This window comes from Serratia sp. Ag1, from assembly GCF_000743355.1.
Lineage (GTDB): Bacteria > Pseudomonadota > Gammaproteobacteria > Enterobacterales > Enterobacteriaceae > Chania.
The window spans coordinates 269,610-286,714 of record NZ_JQEI01000016.1 but is presented as its reverse complement, the minus strand read 5'-3'; the positions used below and the strand labels follow the sequence as shown (position 1 = coordinate 286,714).

General features: G+C 46.1%; 17 protein-coding genes. 2 read left to right on the top strand and 15 right to left on the bottom strand.

Translation table 11 applies throughout. The features are described 5' to 3' along the window. Positions 1-55: 55 nt before the first annotated feature. The 14 genes from IV04_RS11415 to IV04_RS24670 all read right to left on the bottom strand — a co-directional run bounded on the left by IV04_RS11415 (position 56) and on the right by IV04_RS24670 (position 14,573). Positions 56-1,396, bottom strand: a complete 1,341-nt coding sequence (locus tag IV04_RS11415) for a restriction endonuclease subunit S (protein WP_037403876.1) — start codon at positions 1,394-1,396, stop codon at positions 56-58. Continuing rightward, complete coding sequence (gene hsdM, locus IV04_RS11410; protein WP_037403877.1) at positions 1,393-2,979, bottom strand: type I restriction-modification system methyltransferase; 1,587 nt, start codon at positions 2,977-2,979, stop codon at positions 1,393-1,395. The genes IV04_RS11415 and hsdM overlap by 4 nt, the downstream gene beginning before the upstream one ends. 77 nt (positions 2,980-3,056) lie before the next feature. Beyond that, positions 3,057-6,569, bottom strand: a complete 3,513-nt coding sequence (gene hsdR / locus IV04_RS11405) for a type I restriction-modification system endonuclease (protein ID WP_037403878.1) — start codon at positions 6,567-6,569, stop codon at positions 3,057-3,059. Positions 6,570-6,717: 148 nt separating this feature from the next. Further along, complete coding sequence (locus IV04_RS11400) at positions 6,718-7,590, bottom strand: phosphorothioated DNA-binding restriction endonuclease (protein WP_037403885.1); 873 nt, start codon at positions 7,588-7,590, stop codon at positions 6,718-6,720. A 425-nt stretch (positions 7,591-8,015) separates the two neighbouring features. Further along, positions 8,016-8,453 carry a hypothetical protein gene (locus IV04_RS11395; RefSeq protein ID WP_037403879.1) on the bottom strand — a complete coding sequence of 146 codons (438 nt, stop codon included), beginning with the start codon at positions 8,451-8,453 and terminating at the stop codon, positions 8,016-8,018. Between the two features lie 155 nt (positions 8,454-8,608). Continuing rightward, entirely contained in the window at positions 8,609-9,001 is a 393-nt protein-coding gene (locus tag IV04_RS11390; protein ID WP_037403880.1) for a hypothetical protein, read from the bottom strand. Next, the gene (locus IV04_RS11385; RefSeq protein WP_037403881.1) at positions 8,988-9,380 is read right to left on the bottom strand and encodes a hypothetical protein; all 393 of its coding nucleotides are present in this window, start codon (positions 9,378-9,380) and stop codon (positions 8,988-8,990) included. Before IV04_RS11385 ends, IV04_RS11390 begins: the two co-directional genes overlap by 14 nt. Beyond that, positions 9,364-9,807 (bottom strand): hypothetical protein, encoded by a 444-nt coding sequence (locus tag IV04_RS11380; RefSeq protein WP_037403882.1) that lies wholly within the window; start codon positions 9,805-9,807, stop codon positions 9,364-9,366. Before IV04_RS11380 ends, IV04_RS11385 begins: the two co-directional genes overlap by 17 nt. Positions 9,808-10,125: 318 nt before the next feature. Next, entirely contained in the window at positions 10,126-10,521 is a 396-nt protein-coding gene (locus tag IV04_RS11375) for a hypothetical protein (RefSeq protein WP_231566321.1), read from the bottom strand. A 121-nt stretch (positions 10,522-10,642) separates the two neighbouring features. Next, a complete protein-coding gene (locus IV04_RS11370) occupies positions 10,643-11,245 on the bottom strand; it encodes a hypothetical protein (protein WP_037403883.1) in 603 nt (200 codons plus the stop codon). A gap of 253 nt (positions 11,246-11,498) precedes the next feature. Further along, complete coding sequence (locus IV04_RS11365; protein WP_051916765.1) at positions 11,499-12,056, bottom strand: hypothetical protein; 558 nt, start codon at positions 12,054-12,056, stop codon at positions 11,499-11,501. 4 nt (positions 12,057-12,060) lie between these two features. Next, the gene (locus tag IV04_RS26555; RefSeq protein WP_197062207.1) at positions 12,061-12,864 is read right to left on the bottom strand and encodes a hypothetical protein; all 804 of its coding nucleotides are present in this window, start codon (positions 12,862-12,864) and stop codon (positions 12,061-12,063) included. Positions 12,865-13,174: 310 nt separating this feature from the next. Next, positions 13,175-13,534, bottom strand: coding sequence for a hypothetical protein (locus tag IV04_RS11355; RefSeq protein WP_037403884.1), 360 nt, complete (start codon positions 13,532-13,534; stop codon positions 13,175-13,177). Positions 13,535-13,538: 4 nt separating this feature from the next. Then, positions 13,539-14,573: a PilZ domain-containing protein gene (locus tag IV04_RS24670; protein ID WP_051916764.1), complete on the bottom strand. Its 1,035-nt coding sequence runs from the start codon at positions 14,571-14,573 to the stop codon at positions 13,539-13,541. Positions 14,574-15,099: 526 nt separating this feature from the next. Here IV04_RS24670 and IV04_RS11340 point away from each other — a divergent pair. Both IV04_RS11340 and IV04_RS11335 read left to right on the top strand, forming a co-directional pair. Next, positions 15,100-16,265 (top strand): IS3 family transposase gene (locus IV04_RS11340; RefSeq protein WP_152562861.1). Its coding sequence is split into 2 segments (ribosomal slippage): positions 15,100-15,364 and positions 15,364-16,265, totalling 1,167 coding nucleotides; the frame shifts between segments, so codons are not numbered across the junction. Between the two features lie 74 nt (positions 16,266-16,339). Further along, the gene (locus IV04_RS11335) at positions 16,340-16,705 is read left to right on the top strand and encodes a type I toxin-antitoxin system SymE family toxin (RefSeq protein WP_235212861.1); all 366 of its coding nucleotides are present in this window, start codon (positions 16,340-16,342) and stop codon (positions 16,703-16,705) included. Positions 16,706-16,747: 42 nt separating this feature from the next. On the opposite strand, the gene IV04_RS11330 is transcribed toward IV04_RS11335, so the two are convergent. Continuing rightward, positions 16,748-17,104, bottom strand: coding sequence for a hypothetical protein (locus tag IV04_RS11330; protein ID WP_051916763.1), 357 nt, complete (start codon positions 17,102-17,104; stop codon positions 16,748-16,750). Position 17,105 lies beyond the last annotated feature (1 nt).

The window sequence follows — 17,105 nt, the reverse complement described above, 5'->3', positions numbered from 1 at the left end:
TTTTATTGGGAGCGCTAAAAATGCAGACATCAACAACAACGTGCGAAAATAACCATCACACTTTTTTGCGCGCGGCTTTTTTACTGTTGTTTGCGGCGCGTTCGGCTTTGATTTTTTCCAACAACGCGGCGGCGCTGTTCTCTCCGCTGATTAAATCCGGGTTTTCTGCCCGCCATTGCGCGGTGAGTTCACCACGGAACGCTTTTGCCAGGATTGACTGGGTCAGGTTGTTGACACGGGACAGCGCGTTATTGACCTGTTTTTCAATGGTGTCGGCATAGGCGAACAGTTGCTCGACACGGCGGACGATTTCGTGTTGTTCGGGGAGGGGGGGAATAACACAATTAAAGTTTAAAATTTGTTTGCCACTGATATGCGGAATATCGCTTCCAGTTTGATTTGGTTTAATATAATTTATGAAAGATAAATCATTCAACAATAAATATAAATATTCAGGATTTAGGTTTTTGAAATCTTTAAATTTGGCAACTCGTTGAACTAGAACACAAGGTAGATCACTTTTTTTTGCTTTAGCAACTTTTAATCCACTTGATATTATTGGACGATCCATTGCTAATATAACATCCCCTTCATTTATAAATAAATGAGCGTGCTTTTTAAGTTTGTCTATAGGGAATTTTTTAGTATCATCCCAACGTAATGCTCCAGGCTCAATATTCTGTCCACGTAGTAACGGAATACCATCATCGCTAAATTCTGAGCTTTTAAACGCACTCCCAATATCTATAGATACGAATGAATTAAGTTTGGTTAATTTTTTTTCAAAATTTTGCCTAATTAGTTTGCCACTAATGGCATTAGATAACACAGCCTGACGAAAGCGTTTCAGGATTAGCGGGATTTGCTCAAGGCGAGTTTTGGTGCTGCCTACCTTCGCCAGGAGCGTATCGAGTTTTTCAGCGATGATTTTTTGCTCTGATATCGACGGAAGTTTAAATGGCGCTTTAGAGAACTTGCTCTTGTTCACAATAGCAATTGTAGTAGCCGCTGATTGAGACTCTAACCATGCCTTTAATGTCAAAATTTGGAAATAAACAAATTTAACATTCAGTCTTTGTGACGGGATTAATGTATTTATTTGTTGATTAGAGGCTGATCTTTTAGTGGTAACTCCAACTTTTCCCAAGTTTCCAATGCAGGTTACAACGATTGAATCGGCAGGAAGTGTTGGTACAAGTGCTAGCCCTTTGGCCGTCAAAGTATCGGTGGTTGTCATGATATTGCCACCTAGTTCAAGATCGCCGGGTTTGATAAAAGGAATATCACCTCCAAAATTTGATGGCTCCTTAGTGCTGGGAGTTTTCCCTGTGACGATATGACCTAGTGCAGACAATTGAGTCGGTACCCAACCCTCCGGCAATTTCCCCTCACTCATCCATTCACCTCACCAAACGCTTCATTCAGCAACTGACGCTGCGCATCTGCCTCATCGCTCGCGCCCAGTTCACGCATCAGCGCATCCAGTTCACCCAGCGCCTGTACAAGTTCACCCATCGCTTCTGCCGCTAACACATCCGGTTCCGGTAAGCTGTCGGCGTCGATGCTGTCTTTATCCTTCAGCCAGGAGATATCCAGCGAATCGGATTTTGCCGTGCGGATCCATTCGCGGCTGAACTTGCGCCAGCGGCTGGTGGCCAGGTGCCGATCGGTGTTTTTATTCTCTTCGCTATCGGCAACTTCCGTCTCTTCGGCGTTAAAGCTCCATTCACCCTCTTCACGCGGGCTTAAGCCGCGCGGATCTTCACCATAAACGCGCTCGAATGGCTGTAAATACTCATCGGTAAACGGCGTGCGCTTGCCGAAGCTTGGCATATTGGTACGCAGGTCATACACCCATACCTCGTCGGTGCAATTCTTATCCTGATTCGGATTGGCGACGGTGCCTTTGGTAAAGAACAGCACGTTGGTCTTCACGCCTTGTGCGTAAAAGATACCGGTCGGCAGACGCAGAATGGTATGCAGATGACATTTATCCATTAAATCTCGCCGGATTTCCAATCCAACTCGATCAAACAGCACGTTATCCGGCACCACTACCGCCGCACGACCGCCAGGGTGTAGCGTTTCGATAATATGCTGTATAAAGCACAGCTGTTTGTTGCTGGTCGGGTGTACGAAGGTGCGGGTAATGTTGGTGCCCGCCGCACTGCCAAACGGCGGGTTGGTGGCGACAATATGCGCCTTAGGCAGGTTTTCGCCATCGCTGCCCAGCGTGTTGCCCAAGCGGATAGCGCCGCCGTGATCGAGGTTGCCTTCAATATCGTGCAGCAGGCAGTTCATCAGCGCCAAGCGGCGGGTGCCGGGCACCAGTTCCAGGCCGATAAACGCGCGATGGATCTGGAAATCCTGGGTATCGCCATCAAGGTCATCCAGATCGTGTGTCTGCGCTTTAACGTAGCGGTCGGCTTCAATCAAAAAGCCCGCCGTGCCCGCTGCCGGGTCTTGTACCACTTCGCGCGGCTGGGGTTTCAACAGATGGATAATAGTTTTGATCAGCGGACGCGGGGTGAAGTACTGGCCCGCGCCAGATTTGGTTTCGTTGGCGTTCTTCTGCAACAGCCCTTCGTACATATCGCCGAAATCGTCGCGGGATTTACCATGCACGCCGTTGTACCAGTCCAGTGAGTCCATATTGCTCACCAACTCGGTCAACTGCTTTGGTTGAGTGATGGTGGTGTTGACGTTCTGGAATACCGCCTGCACCAGCTTTTTCTCGTCTGCGCCCAGATGCACCAGCAGGTTACGGTAGAACTGCAACTGCTCCTGACCAATGCGGGATTTCAGATCATCCCAGCGGTAGCCTGCCGGCAGGTAGTCCGCTTCCTGCCCGGTCTCTTTACACATTTTAAGAAACAGCAGCGAGGCGAGTTCGTTAACGTAGTTTTGATAGGAGACGCCGCCATCGCGCAGGTTATCGCACAGCTTCCACAGCTTGGCGACCAGATCGTTATTGTTCATTTGGGGTTCCGTGAATTAAGCAGCGGCCCGCATTTATCGGGGCCGCAGAAGAAGCAATTGCCGGGGATAATACCCTGTCAGGCCAGTTCGTCCCAGATGTAATCACTGAGTTTATCGAGCAGGTTGTCGAGATTATCGTCGAACGTTTTTTGCAGCATCGCTTTCCCGCCGCGACGGTGGAAGTTGCCGGTTTTGAACACATCGTCGTCGAGTACTACTTTCTCTTTCAGCGCGATAGCTAAACGGTCAAGCCAGCTAAGTTGTTCGTGGTTCCAGTCGTTTTCGCCCTTAATTCGCTCCAGCGCGTGATCGACGCGTTCTTCAAACGGTTTCAGCGCATCGCCTACTGCCGCACGGCGAATATGGCCAATCAGACGCGCAGCGATATCCTCGTTACGCGTCTCTTTCCATGCTTTGCGTAGGGAAGGCTCCTCAAAGTGCTGACGGTCAAACCACTCCTGAAGTTCCACCAGCCCTTTACGGGTGAGATCGCGTGGGCGATTGATTACCGCCTGCAATGCAGGCAACGCGTTCGGGGAGCGCTGCACCAGTGCATCAAAGGCCTCAAGGAAATCCTCAGGTTTGTCATAATCGCCGTACAACGATTTAGCGCTCACCACTTCATCATCAATATCAAGGAAGATCGGTGCATCATTCAGATTGTTGATGTCTATCTTCAGCTTTTCCAGACGGGCAATAAAACCAGGCAGTTTGTTAAAGACTTCGGCACTCCAGTGCGGCCCTTTTTCCCGCAGGCGCGAGGCGAAGCCGTTAAAGTTAACGCCCGCTGAGTCTTGGCATAGTTCATCCAGACGGCGCACCTGCTTATCTATCGTTTCGCTGCGGTCACGGTTAAAGGTTGCCAGGCCGATAATGCGCTGGAGCTTCGCTACCAGTTGTTCATGGCTGTGTTCGGCAAAACTACGACCATCCGCTTCGGTGATTTTGTAAGTTTCAGAGTCGGTGATTTCGTTGACCAGCGTTTGCAGTTCCACCTTCGGACGCACCACCACCGGACGCATGGTATCGACGCTCTCCAGCGTGCTGTAGATATCGACACAGTCGAAAATCTTAAAGCTGGTTTTCGCCACTGCCGGGCACAAACGCGTTGCACGGCCTTTCATCTGCTCATACAGAATGCGGCTTTTTACTTTGCGCAGGAACACGATATTACAGATTGACGGGATATCCACCCCGGTGGTCAGTAGATCGACAGTGACCACGATATTGGGCAACCGCTCTTTGTTGAATCGAACGATCATGCTTTGCACTTTCTTCGCGTCTTTGTCGGCATCACCAGTGATCTTGATGATCGCGTCGTGCTCCAGTTGCGGATACTTTTCCTTAAACGCGGTACGCAGTTCTTCCACCACCATATCGGCATGGGAATTGGTGACGCAGAACACCAGCGTTTTTTGCTGTCCGGTAGGGTCAAGGTATTTGGTTAGCTCGCCACATACAGCGCGGTTAAACGCCGGGATCACCAGGCCACGGTTAAAGTCGGCGACCTCAAAATCCTGATCGTCTTCCAGGGTGTCGTTAATCACTTCCCCTTGCGGGCTGATGCGCTCAACCTGCTCGCCTTTGGAGAGGTAAACACCATCCTGCGCGTTGCGGGTAACGATCTGAATTGGCGGATCCTGATCGATCAGATAACCGTCGATTACCGCTGTACGATAAGTGTAGCGGTAAACCGGCTCACCAAAGATATCAACGGTATGCTTCGCTGGGGTTGCTGTGAGCGCAATTTTCACCGCGTCGAAATGATCGAGAATACGGCGGTAGGCAGAGACGTAATCAAGCTGGCTGCGGAATTGCAGTTCGCCCTCGGTCTGCTCTTTATCGAGAATATAGCCACGGTGTGCTTCGTCGACGACGATACAGTCGTAACGTGCAACGGGCATAGGCTCATCCGATTGCAAAGCACGTTTGACCAGCGACTGCACGGTGGCGACGTGAATTTTGGTGCTGTCTTCTGGGAATTTATCCGTCAGCCCTTTGATGTCAAAAATACTGTTGAAGGTGTCGCCATTTATACGCGTGTCTTCAAACGCCCCCAGCGCCTGCTCGCCGAGCGAGCGGCGGTCAACCAGGAACAGGACGCGTTTGAAACGCTGGGACTGGATCAAGCGGAACATCAGGGCGATCGCGGTGCGTGTTTTACCGGTACCGGTAGCCATCGCCAGCAGGATCTCTTGCTGGCCGTTAACGATGGCATTTTCTACCGCGCGAACGGCATCTTGTTGATAATAGCGCAGGCCCAGCTCGCTCATTCCGGGGTTATCGGCAAACCACTGATTTTGTTTCTGCGGGTCGCTGCCTAGCATATCCAGCAACTCTTCCGGGCGATGCCACTCCGGCAGCGCTTTCGGCATGTTGGTGGTATATCGAACGTCTCGATACCAGATGCCGCTTTTGGTCTTCATCGCCGCACGGTATTCACGCCCGTTGGTGGAGTAGCAGAAGGGGATTTTAAAGCACTGTTCGCCGCTGGTGTCCTGCCAGCTGATTTCATACGCTGGTACAGCTTCGTGTACTTCGTCGGGGGCGTAGTGCTCCAGCAGCGTGTCGCGTAAGAACGCGTTATCGAAGAATTTACTGTAGCGATACGACTCATTGAGTTTGCCGGGAACGTCGATATTTTTACGTTTCGCTTCAACCACCGCGATGAGCTTGAGGCCGACGAACAGCACATAATCTGCAAAACCCTGCTTACCCGTTTCATCTTTGCCGGTTGGCCACTCGGCAATTGCTTTATTGACACCTGGCTCCGGGCGCGCACCTTTGGCGAAGTGCAACGCTTTACTGTCCGCCTGCCAGCCCGCTTTACGCAACTGCGCGTCAATCAGAAAGCGGCTCTCTTCTTCGCTAAGGTTGAGCGTTCGCTTGGTGGCCTGATCGGTGATCTCTTTATGGTACGCCTTACGTTCCTGTTCGGTCTGTTTCGCTAGCTCGGCGTTTTTTACCGCGAGCTGGGCCTCCAGCGCGGCAACGCGCGCTTTGGTTTGTGCATCGGTTTCCCGCTGCTTACTTTCGAGAATAGCAATGTAGCCGTTGAGCGCGACTAACTTCTGCTGCTGCGCTTCCAGTTCGGTCTGGCTGTGTGCTTTCTCTTGCGTCTGTTGTTCCAGTTGCTGTTTGAGCGACAGGACTTCGGCGTGATAGCGATCCTCTCCGTGTTCAGGTAAAGCAAAAACTGGAACTGGGAAGTCGTAATCTTTGGTCACCAGACGGTAGTACCATATCCCCAAACGGAAACCGAGCCGCAGGCACATCTGGGCGTCGTCAAGATCGTTATGGTATTCGTGTACAGCCTGGTTACCAATTCGGCGCAATTTGTGGAATACAGAAAGGATGTTGTCATCAACGAAGGCAATTTTGCCCAGTTCACGCAGAAGATCGTGTTGATTCTCACAGTGGGGGATATCCAGCAGCAAGCCAAGATGTTTAGCCGTCGCCTCGCCAAACATACGCATTTTAACCAGCGTGGTGTTGGGATCATCCGGGTAGTTATTTTCCGCCGCACAGGCGATGGCATAGGTGAAGTCGTTGACGCCCTTCAGGAACTCAAAATTGGATTTAGTCATCATTAAATATTAATCCATCGCTGTGCGGGCCTCTCCATACATTTAAGCCCGTAACTTTTTATCTTAGCTATCCGTATCTTCCTGGGCAATGACCAACGTCACAGCAACTGGATAATGCTTAAACGCAACCATTAAGTGGATATCATTTGATTCATGCTTTAAACACCTGCCCCCGGTGCCACTCCACAAACTGTTCTAGTGGATAATGTTCTGCACTTTTTGGCAGTAAAATCCCCCGTCCTGCGAAATCCCAAAACAGCCGTTCAACCATTTGGCTACCGTTTACGCCTTCTGAAACCAGTAGCTTCATGCTGTCATCAAACCCAATCACTCCCATGTCGAAGGCCGAATGGTGCAATGAGCATAACGCCAGGCCGTTGGTTACGGTACAAGGGCCGCCGTATTGCTTCCATTTGATATGTGCTGCTTCAAGGCCAACGGGTGTGCTGTCGTGTCGCAGGTTATAACCACAAACAGCGCATTGATAGTTGTAAGCACGCAGGATGGTTTGGCGGAACGCCGGATCACGTACTTTGCGTGTACCACTAAGCTGCAAGTCTAAACGGTTAGCGAGTAATTCTTGTATGCTATCGGGGAAATGTTCACTCAGGATTTGCTGTGCGAGTTTGTTTAGCAGCGTGGGTTTACTGCGTAATAACTGGTAGCTTTCTTCATCAAAACCACCCAGCACGCCATGCTCGATGATTTCGCGCTTCGGTGGTTCTTTATTACCTTTCTGCGGGCTGCAAAATTCAGCGTTCTGTAATTCCCAGAAACCGTCACTGCGCAAGCGCCAGAACGGCATGGTGGGGTAATGTTCGCGCCGCTGTGGGCCAAAACTATGGAGCAACTCCAGCAGTGGCTGATGAATTTCTTCACCATAATTGAACATTCTCTCATGGCCCTTTTGATACTGTGCAAGTACATACAACAGTAACAATGGCTTATGTGGTGCACGCTGATCGCCTTTGCGCCAAACAGTCAGGTTGGAAATCGCTGTTTGCAGTGCCTTGCTGGTTATCATGCGGTTATCCCAGTAAACAATATTGTTGCGATCATGCTCGCAAAAGTGACGGGATTCAATATTCCCTTGCATCACAAGCCATTGAAATAGTAAGTGGTCAGTAAGAGCGCTATTATTCAAGCTTATCGATAACGCCAACTGAATGATAAGTAGGGAAGCATGCAGAATAAAATGTGGATGATCCGTGGTGATTACCAATATGAGTTTCACCATAGGCTATCATATGGACTCATCAATTGTGACTCACTTAGTATCTCATCACATACCTCATCAAAGAAAGAAAGTCCCCCGTCATTTTCAATGATTGAAATTCAGGAAGTTTACTTTTTAACCACAAACCACATCCAAGAACGCCCTCAACAATTTAAAACTCCATCTTCGATTTCAGTTTTAAAAAGTTTTCTTCCACCTTATAAAATCTATATTCATCTGGATATTTTTTTTAACATTTGAACTTTTTTGTTGATTGAGTATTGATTATTAACAAAAAACTCTCTGACAGATTCTTCAGTTGAGATAAATATCAATATATCTAGGAATTTGGAAAGTGTGGGCGCCCCCATACCCCTTAAGTTATTATTAACATAATCAAAAAATTCCCTTTGATCGTGAAAATACAAACTCTCCAAACAAGTCGATTTCAAGTAGTCACTGGAAAATTTTTTGTCATCCAATATTTTTTTATTATAAATATTAAACGATTTCTGATCTTTACTTGACAGAGATAAAAGACAATAAAAGGCTTCATCATTAGGGTATTCAAAAGAATTTTCTTCCAAGTACCCGTTATCAAGAAAACTATCCAAGTGCTTAATTAAATCAGATGCACTTTTTTTATTATAAAAACTTAATAGTTCATCCATTATTTAAATGCTCCAGTTTGTACTGTAGATAAACGTTTTGAACCGTCAGGTAAAACGTCCAGATCGCATAAACTCTGACAAACCCACCCTCACCAGACACTACAATCGATGTTTCCGTTAAACCATTAACGGATTTTGTGCCAAAGTGTCATTAATTATACTTTGGCTAAATCTGATGAAAAATATCGCTTCGATGATTTCTTTCCATTAATCGTCAGATAATATAGAGGCTCTCCTTTGCCACTATGCCATTCGACAGATGTAATAACTCCAGTTTTCTGGGGTAATGAAGTTACTACCTGTACAATACCCCCCATATTTAGTAGTGGATTGTCAACCACCTGGTATAACTCTGGTTTAACCTCAAAATAAAAGTCACCATAGTTTAATGTAATGTAAGCATCACTCTCTTCAGAACAATAAAAAACCTTTCCATATGGGGACAAATTTTTAACAACCTCAAGATATTGAGGTTTAATGAGTGTATCTCCACACTCATTAAACCAGGGGTAAATCCCAAAAGTCCCCTTAAACTCAGTTTTCGCCATAAGGTTTGTATCCTTTAAAGTCCTTGCTGAAGTAATTATCAGGTATTTTACCAAAAGCATCTTTTGCGGCCTCGAGGGAACCTGTACCTGGTTTGAAGTGACTTGATGCATTATCTACAGAATAAATTTTTCCCCCTCGTATTTCTACGATCCCAGCACCTAAAACTTGAGGGTTTTTCCCTCCAAATAAACGTAAGATGTGGCATTCTTTGACCAGATCGTATCCAAAAAATAAAATTTCCTTTTCTATCAATAACATATATAAATTAAGGTCGTCTGAAAAAATCGTCCAGGCCGCATGAATTCTGACAGAAGCCACTATCACTTCCGTTAAAAATGGGGGATCACCTTCAATATGAGTTTCACCATAGGCTATCATATGAACTCATCAATTGTGACTCGTTTAGTATCTCATCACATACCCCATCAAAGAAAGAAAGCCCCCCGTCATTTTCAATGATACTTAAGCCACCAGAGTCAAACTGAAGATATATACCAATACATAAATCATCTTTTTTTGTTAGTCGATATTCCATGACATTTTTCAACTTTCTCCCTGCATACTTATTGAGCATGTCAACTTTTTGTATCGGATAAGCGAAAGAGTCAGTGATCTCGTGCAAGGAAATACTCTTAGGCTCTGACTCCTCTAAGGAAACGATACATTTCCCCTCATCTATTGTTAGGGAAAACCATCCACCTTTGTCTATCTTGATAAATAATAAAATACAAGGAAAAACTAGAGATTTATCAATGTAGAATGCTCTAGTTCTAAACTCCTCTATACTATGACCAATAATCTCCATATCCCCCCGCTAGAATTTAGATGATTTCTCTGGAATCAATGTATCGAACTCATACTTTCCATTAGGTAAAACTCTTAAGCTTACGGTGCTATTGTTTGTTTCACTATATACATGGGTTGGAAAATATTTCTCTCGAACAGAAAAAGCAACTATTGACTGAAATCTAAATGATTAATAAAGAAAAGCACGACCAATTTGGCCAAGTTCTTGTCACTAATCAACCATCCAATGAGTAAGCCTTAACAAAATCGTTATACGTTTCATACAGGTGATAAAAATTCGCATCAGGATCGTATTTAACCATTTGATATCTTTCCATTATTTTTTAAAAAGCCCATCTGGTAAAGGGTGAGGTTCTGTCTCATTTTTGGCACAGTAAAAATAAAAAATAGCCTCTTTGAGTACCGGGATTGATAAATTCTTGCTATTTTCAAGTAAACATGAAAATGCATACTGCCTACTACTTTCAGACAATAACAGATAAGACAAACAAGTCGCTCTTAGAAAATCATTATATAACGTTTCTGATTCCAAAATTAATCTACAAAAAACAAGCCCTTCATGCTGATTAATTAAGTAAAGTGCATTGAGATAATCAAACGCATCTTTCGCAGGATCTTCAGGTGAAAGCTCACTAACATAGCCATTCACTAGATAACTGTTTAATCCATCAAATAGCTCTTTTAGATCTGGTTGATTTGGATTCATCATCACTTGAATGCTCCTGTTTGTACTGTTGACAATCGTTTTGAACCGTCAGGTAAAAACGTCCAGGCCGCATGAATATTGGCTGACTCATAAAGCAATCCCGGCACTGAGGCCGGGATTTCACCATTTACATCTGTAATTTCCAAAAATTCATGCCATTAATAAGCCAGTATTGCTCTTTGTCTGGTACTAACAAGCCAAAATCACTATTTGCTTGAGCGTTCCAATCAGAAGGTACGAACGCTTCATGACTTCTATCCCAATCAGTATTGCGATAAATTTTTTTGTCAAAATTGATATAAAACTTAGGTAGCCGCATTCTCCAGCTATCCCACTCAACTGACACTGGGTCTGTTAATGTAGATAAAAATCGCTCAACATAATCATAAAAGCTGACAAGCTGCTCGTCAGATCTGCCCAATGTGAAGAATGATCTCATCCAGTCAACTGTATAAATAGCAACATCATTTCTGGCTATGTAATCTTTAAAGCTATCCTTAGATAATACAGGAACTCCATTTCTGAATGAACTGACTGCCTCGTCATACAGAGACTCTTTCATCCATCCTTTAGCTATATACGCCTTATATTCTGGCCTAACATCGATGCAATAATTATCTTTACTATCAAAAAGGTAGTAATGAGCGCCATCCGCAACAAAGATAGCTATATCTTTATCACCATTAAAAATAGCATCGAGTAAATTCTGATAATCATTTGTTAAATTCATTCAGAAATTCCTCTTTCGTTAATGCTCGATATTTTTATAAGTTTTGCTCCATTAGCCTATCTCGCACCTTAATTGCTCCCTGTTCATTTGGGCTCGAAAAACTTTTACCCAGACGCATTTTTTCAGCCCGTTACGCCATTTTCTCCGACGTTGTTAAAGAGCAATCTAATACCCTGTTATAGCGCGGTCTTTACATCTGCGATTATAGTTGTCGGGATTTTTTAATAATAGTCAACAGTAGGAAATATGTCAATTATGCTTCCCTATAGTTTTCCATTATGCTCATTAAATAGTCTCTCCCCATACATTTAACTAATTCAGCATGTTGTGATGTCTTTTCTTCAAGCCATTCTTTAAAGTTCTTGCAATCAACAAAGTTATCATAAATTAAATTATTTATGGGCTCTAATTTTTTATTGCTATTGAACCCTAACACGCCCTCATCAACAGGGGTTTTCTGGAAAATTGCCCATTGTTTTTCCTGATCTAAAATAATTAGGCCCCCATAATCACCGGAGTTATTCATTTCAGTACTTAAGGAAGCTATTTTAGCGACCCAATCTTCATTCATATACAGATCGCCCAAGTATTTAAAATCTGAACTAGCGAAAACGTTCGCAATTAAGTCATGTCCCAAAGACTCTCTGATGATTAGTTTAGTCACACTAATCAAATCGTCAGATGTACAGATATCATTATCAAAAAAGAAATATCTTGAAAATTTTTTGTGAAAAACGTGAGCAGGAAGATTAACTCCAAGCCTTACGACATTTTTAAGTCGAGTCATTGCATCATCATGCTCGATAGTCATGGCATCACTCTCCTGGGAAACGTAATTTAGAAATGATTTTACCATTTACTGACACAGAGGCAGACGGTACACCAGATTCAGCACCAGCGATCCCACCTCCAGTTGAAGATGGATAGAATCTATATACCTTCTCACCCTTCGTCATAACGGTAACCGAACCATCTTTCGAAACTGATTTGATATAACCATTGGCAGATAAATTTTCAATTGCCTCAGATTGATTTATATTTTTGACAACGATTTGTCCTGCACTTTTCTTAGTTTGCTTTGCAGCAAAACCAATGTCTGTTTGCTTCCCAACAGATGCTATATCCTTACTAATTTCGCTGGCAACCTTAAGATCATTCGCGCTTAAAGTTTGTCCCGGCCTCGGCAAACTCCCCGCACCCAGCGCACCATAAGCCAAGTTACCTAACCCTTCAGCTCCGGTCTTCAGCAATGATGCTTCTAGCCAATCACATTTACCAGCACACTGATCAATAATATCAGCATACCATTTCGCCGAGTCTTCATAAGCTCGTCCGGCCATGTTGTCTTGTTGGCGCAGTTCAGTATACGCTTTATCACTAAGTTCTATCTTTGCTCGTGTATCTGCAACACAGGCTGCGTCACCGGCATCCCAGCATGATTTCAGCTTCTGAATATTCTCTGCTGACTCCTGCGCCATATCCTTACGGATAGTCTGCTCACAATCCGCATTTCCGTTACATCCTTTGTACTTATCGGTGTATTTCTGTGGGCTTCCCTGACTCAGGAAATTATTATCTACAACAACTTCTTCCGTCGTGAAGTTGACCGCCGCAACCACTTTTCCCCTTTGCAGTCAGCCAGTTACAACCCCTTTCGCCAGTGCATTCTCACACCGGCAACTTTTTGCCCCGATGCGACTTTTACGCCCGTCACGCCATTTTCCCCAACCTGTTAAAGAGCAACTGCACCCACATCATAGCAGCGGCGTCAGCCGCTGCCATTACCGCTCACAGAGTCCGACATTACCAGCGCTGAACAACTGGAAGTGACCGCTGCACCCGGTGTGATACGGTTGCAGCGGCGAGAAGAGGGACGGTTTGGGGCTTAAATGTTGGAACCCCAGTTGAAACTGGGGTTTTATTTGCCCATTAATCAGGCTGATAACGTTCATCTTGGATAATATAAGGCTCTGCAACTTCCTCCCACACCAATTCTGCCATCTTTTGCCATTCGGTTGGGGTTTGTTGTTTCACAAGATAGTCCCTGATTAATTTAACTGCTTTGTTAAAGTCCTCTTTATCTAACTCAACAAATGAATAAAACTTTAGATATTCACCTTCCTCAGATTTTATCACCTCATGCAGTTTAGGGTGCACGGGCAAAAAAACAGCATCTAGCAGATCCCCAAAGGCATCCCAATAACTCCCGTTAACAAAGCCTCCGGTTCTTTGAAAATTACTTTCTCTTTGTCCATTATCATTCCAACCGATAAATAAACTCGCCCCCATACCATCACCTCATAATGATAATTTTGTCTTGCTGTACTTTAGGCAGTGTTTTTATATAATCCATGAAGATTTTTTGGTTAGCAGGCGTTAGCACTCTAAAGTCAACAGGCACAAAGTCAGCTTTTTGCAAATGATCTTGGATAACATCTCTTCCACTACCAGTACTCATGTTTTTCTCATAAAACTTATTTAATCCGTCTATTTCTTTCTGCGACAGTTTATCAGTCGTATACATGGCATCGACAGTTTTACCTTTATTTGGGCCTGACGTAATCACAAAATCAGGTGAAGTTCCTGATTTTACTCCAGGCGAAGGTGTATAACGCTCCATTGTACCGAGAGTAGACTCTAATTGTGCTGCAGATGCGGCTTCAGCCGGTTTTAGCTTACCATTGCCCCCCAGATCCGGTGTATTAAGTCGGTCATGGCCTTCTAGAGGCGTTGAGTTTATTTTTACTTCATAAATCCCATCTGCGTTCTTAACAAGTGAACTTGTTGTCCCTGAAGCCGAGCCTTTATTGTTGAGCGCAACATCCTTCCCGAACTGCTTCGTCAGTGCACCTGATGCTACTACAGCACTCACACCACCCGCGATGTACATTGAACCCACATAGGCTCCTGCTCTCGCTCTGGCTTCTTCCTCTGTGTAACCGAACGACATAAACGCCTGCGTATACCCTTCCAGAACGTTGAGCACTTCCTTCGCATTCGGGTCTGTAGAGTTCAGCAAGTTCATTATCTGCTGATAACCTGCCTGAGCCTCTTTCGGGTTCTGGTAAGTCTGGTTGAAGTAGGTATCTTGCGCGGCCTTCGCTTTCTCTCTTTCTGCCTGACAGTCACCACCTTTGCCACTGCAGGCCGCGTAAGCAGCCAGATCACTTTCCAGATCCTTGCGATTTAACGCCTCCTTATCTTTCTGTTCTTCTGGTGTCAGGTTCTGTTTGTTGTTGAGATATGTCTGGCGGCTCTTCTCCGTGCTGCTCAGATAGTTATTCTCCACAACAACTTCTTCCGTCGTGAAGTTGACCGCCGCAACCACTTTTTCCCTGTGCTGTCAGTCAGTTACAACCCCATTTCGCCAGTGCTTTTTCACACTCGCAACTTTTTGCCCCGACGCGACTTTTACGCCCGGTATCACACTTTCCCCAGCACTGTTAAAGAGCAACTGCACCCACATCATAGCAGCGGCGTCAGCCGCTGCCATTACCGCTTTTCCGGGTTTTCATCGCGGGGCTGAGGAGGCCACAGCTTGCCTGTGGCCGACGAAGCGCCTGCCAGGTGCGGGGCGGCGAGCCTCCGCAAGCGCCAGCACAGCGCTCTGGCGCACACCTGCCAGAGCCGGGTGTTGATTTTGCATGACCACACAGAACCAGGGCGGGTGCGGAAGCGGGCGAGCGAGCGAGGAAGGAGCAACGCAGTGCGACCCCGCTCAGCCAGATGCAGCCGGGCGGGCATAAAGCCCTTCAAGCGGAGGCCGACAACAGATTGAGGGGTGTAGTGGAGCAGTAATACCGGACACCTCAATAGCCTGTTAATTTAATGACAGCTAATTGAGGTAATTGATAATGACTCAACCTAAACAGACCAAACGCCGTTTTTCTCCTGAATTCAAACTGGAAGCTATTGAGCAGGTCGTTAAGTATCAGCGGTCAACCATCGAGGTTGCACGCGCTCTGGAGCTGGACCCCGGCCAATTGCGTAAATGGATACGCCAGTACAAAGAAGAAGTCAGCGGGGTGACGCCGGACAATCCTGCACTGACACCAGAGCAACGTGAAATCCAGTCGCTCAGAGCGCAGATTAAACGGCTGGAAATGGAAAAAGAAATACTAAAGCAGGCAGCCGTGTTGATGAGCGAGCTCCCCATCAAATCTTTGCGTTAATCACACGGCTGAAAACAAAATGGTCGGTGGTCGAATTGTGCCGCCTGCTCAAAATAAGGCGCAGTGTTTACTCTGCTTCGCTGAATTCGCGGGTTGATGTAAAACGTCTGCAACTGCGTGCTCAGGTGCGGGAATTGCATCAACAGAGCCGGGGAGCCGCCGGCAGCAGAACACTGAGTCTGCTGATGCGTCAGTCGGGTTATAACGTGGGGCGCTGGCTGGCCCGCAGGCTGATGCAGGAATGTGGTCTGGCGAGTCGCCAACCCGGCAAGCCTCGTTACCGTGGTGAACGGGAGACGTCACTGGCATCGCCAGACTTACTGAAAAGGCAGTTTAAGCCGTCGGAGCCCAATCGTGTGTGGAGTGGAGATATCAGCTATATCAAAGTCAATGGTGGCTGGTGCTACCTGGCACTGGTGATTGACCTTTACTCCCGTCGGATAGTGGGCAGTGCCATATCGTCATCCCCGGATGCCGAGCTGGTATGTCGAGCCTTGCGTAATGCACTGGAGACGCGACCAAGGGAAAAGAGGCTGCTGTTTCATTCGGATCAGGGAGGGCAGTACAGGAGTAAGAAATACAGGCAGTTACTGTGGAGGAACGGAGTGATGCAGAGTATGAGCCGCAGGGGTAACTGCCTGGATAACTCACCAATGGAAAGAGTGTTCCGAAGCCTGAAAAGTGAATGGCTGCCTGTAGGGGGTTATATGGATATCCATCATGCGGTACGAGATATCGGTGAATGGATACAAAGTTATTACAACACAGTACGTCCCCATCGGCACAATGGGGGATTACCACCCTGTGAATACGAAGAGCAGTGGAAAAAGGCTACGAAGGTGTCCTGATTTTGTGATCCACTACAGTTTAGGTTGAGTCATTATCAATTACCTCAATTAGCTGTCATTAAATTAACAGGCTATTGAGGTGTCCGGTATTACTGCTCCACTACACTTTTACCCCTGAACCGATCCCGGAACTGACACTGGCAAGCGGCGCGTTGGCCGTATTGGGATTTACCACCGGTACGCCGTTACAACTGACGCTCCAGCATCACACACTCTGGATCACTGTCGTCACCGACGATGCCACCTGGGAAGCACTTTGCGAAGCCAGCCAACAGCGGCAGGATTTAGGGGTGGATTGGGTACGGGAGAACGGCGAGATAATCATTGGCGGCGACTGGCTCACCGAGTCCGACATAGCCAGTGCTGAACAACTGGAAGTGGTCGCTACGCTTGGCGTGCTCCGGTTGCAGCGGCGGGAAGTCGATGTTTTCAAATCATAAAAGCAAAAATCCCGGCCAGTTGGCCGGGGTTCCTACCTTACCTTAACTTTGTTTTTGATAACGCTCATCTTGCTGAATAAGGGGCTCTATTTCCTCTTCCCATACTCGCTTCTGGAAGAGTTGGCCTTGGGTTGGCTCTATTCGGCTGTTAATACACTCCCGAATAGCTTTTACAGCCACATTGAACTCCTCTTTTTCCAACTCAGCTAACGTTATTTGATCTAATGGTAAATACAACATTATCTTTTCATGCATGTCTGGATAACGTTCCTGCAAAGCATCGTCAAACAATACCTCTAAAGCATTAGACCATGTTCTATTAAGGCCTATGGTAAGACCTTTCCCTTGATAGCTGTCATTATATGGTGGCTTATATCCCACGTTAACGAAAGAACCCATA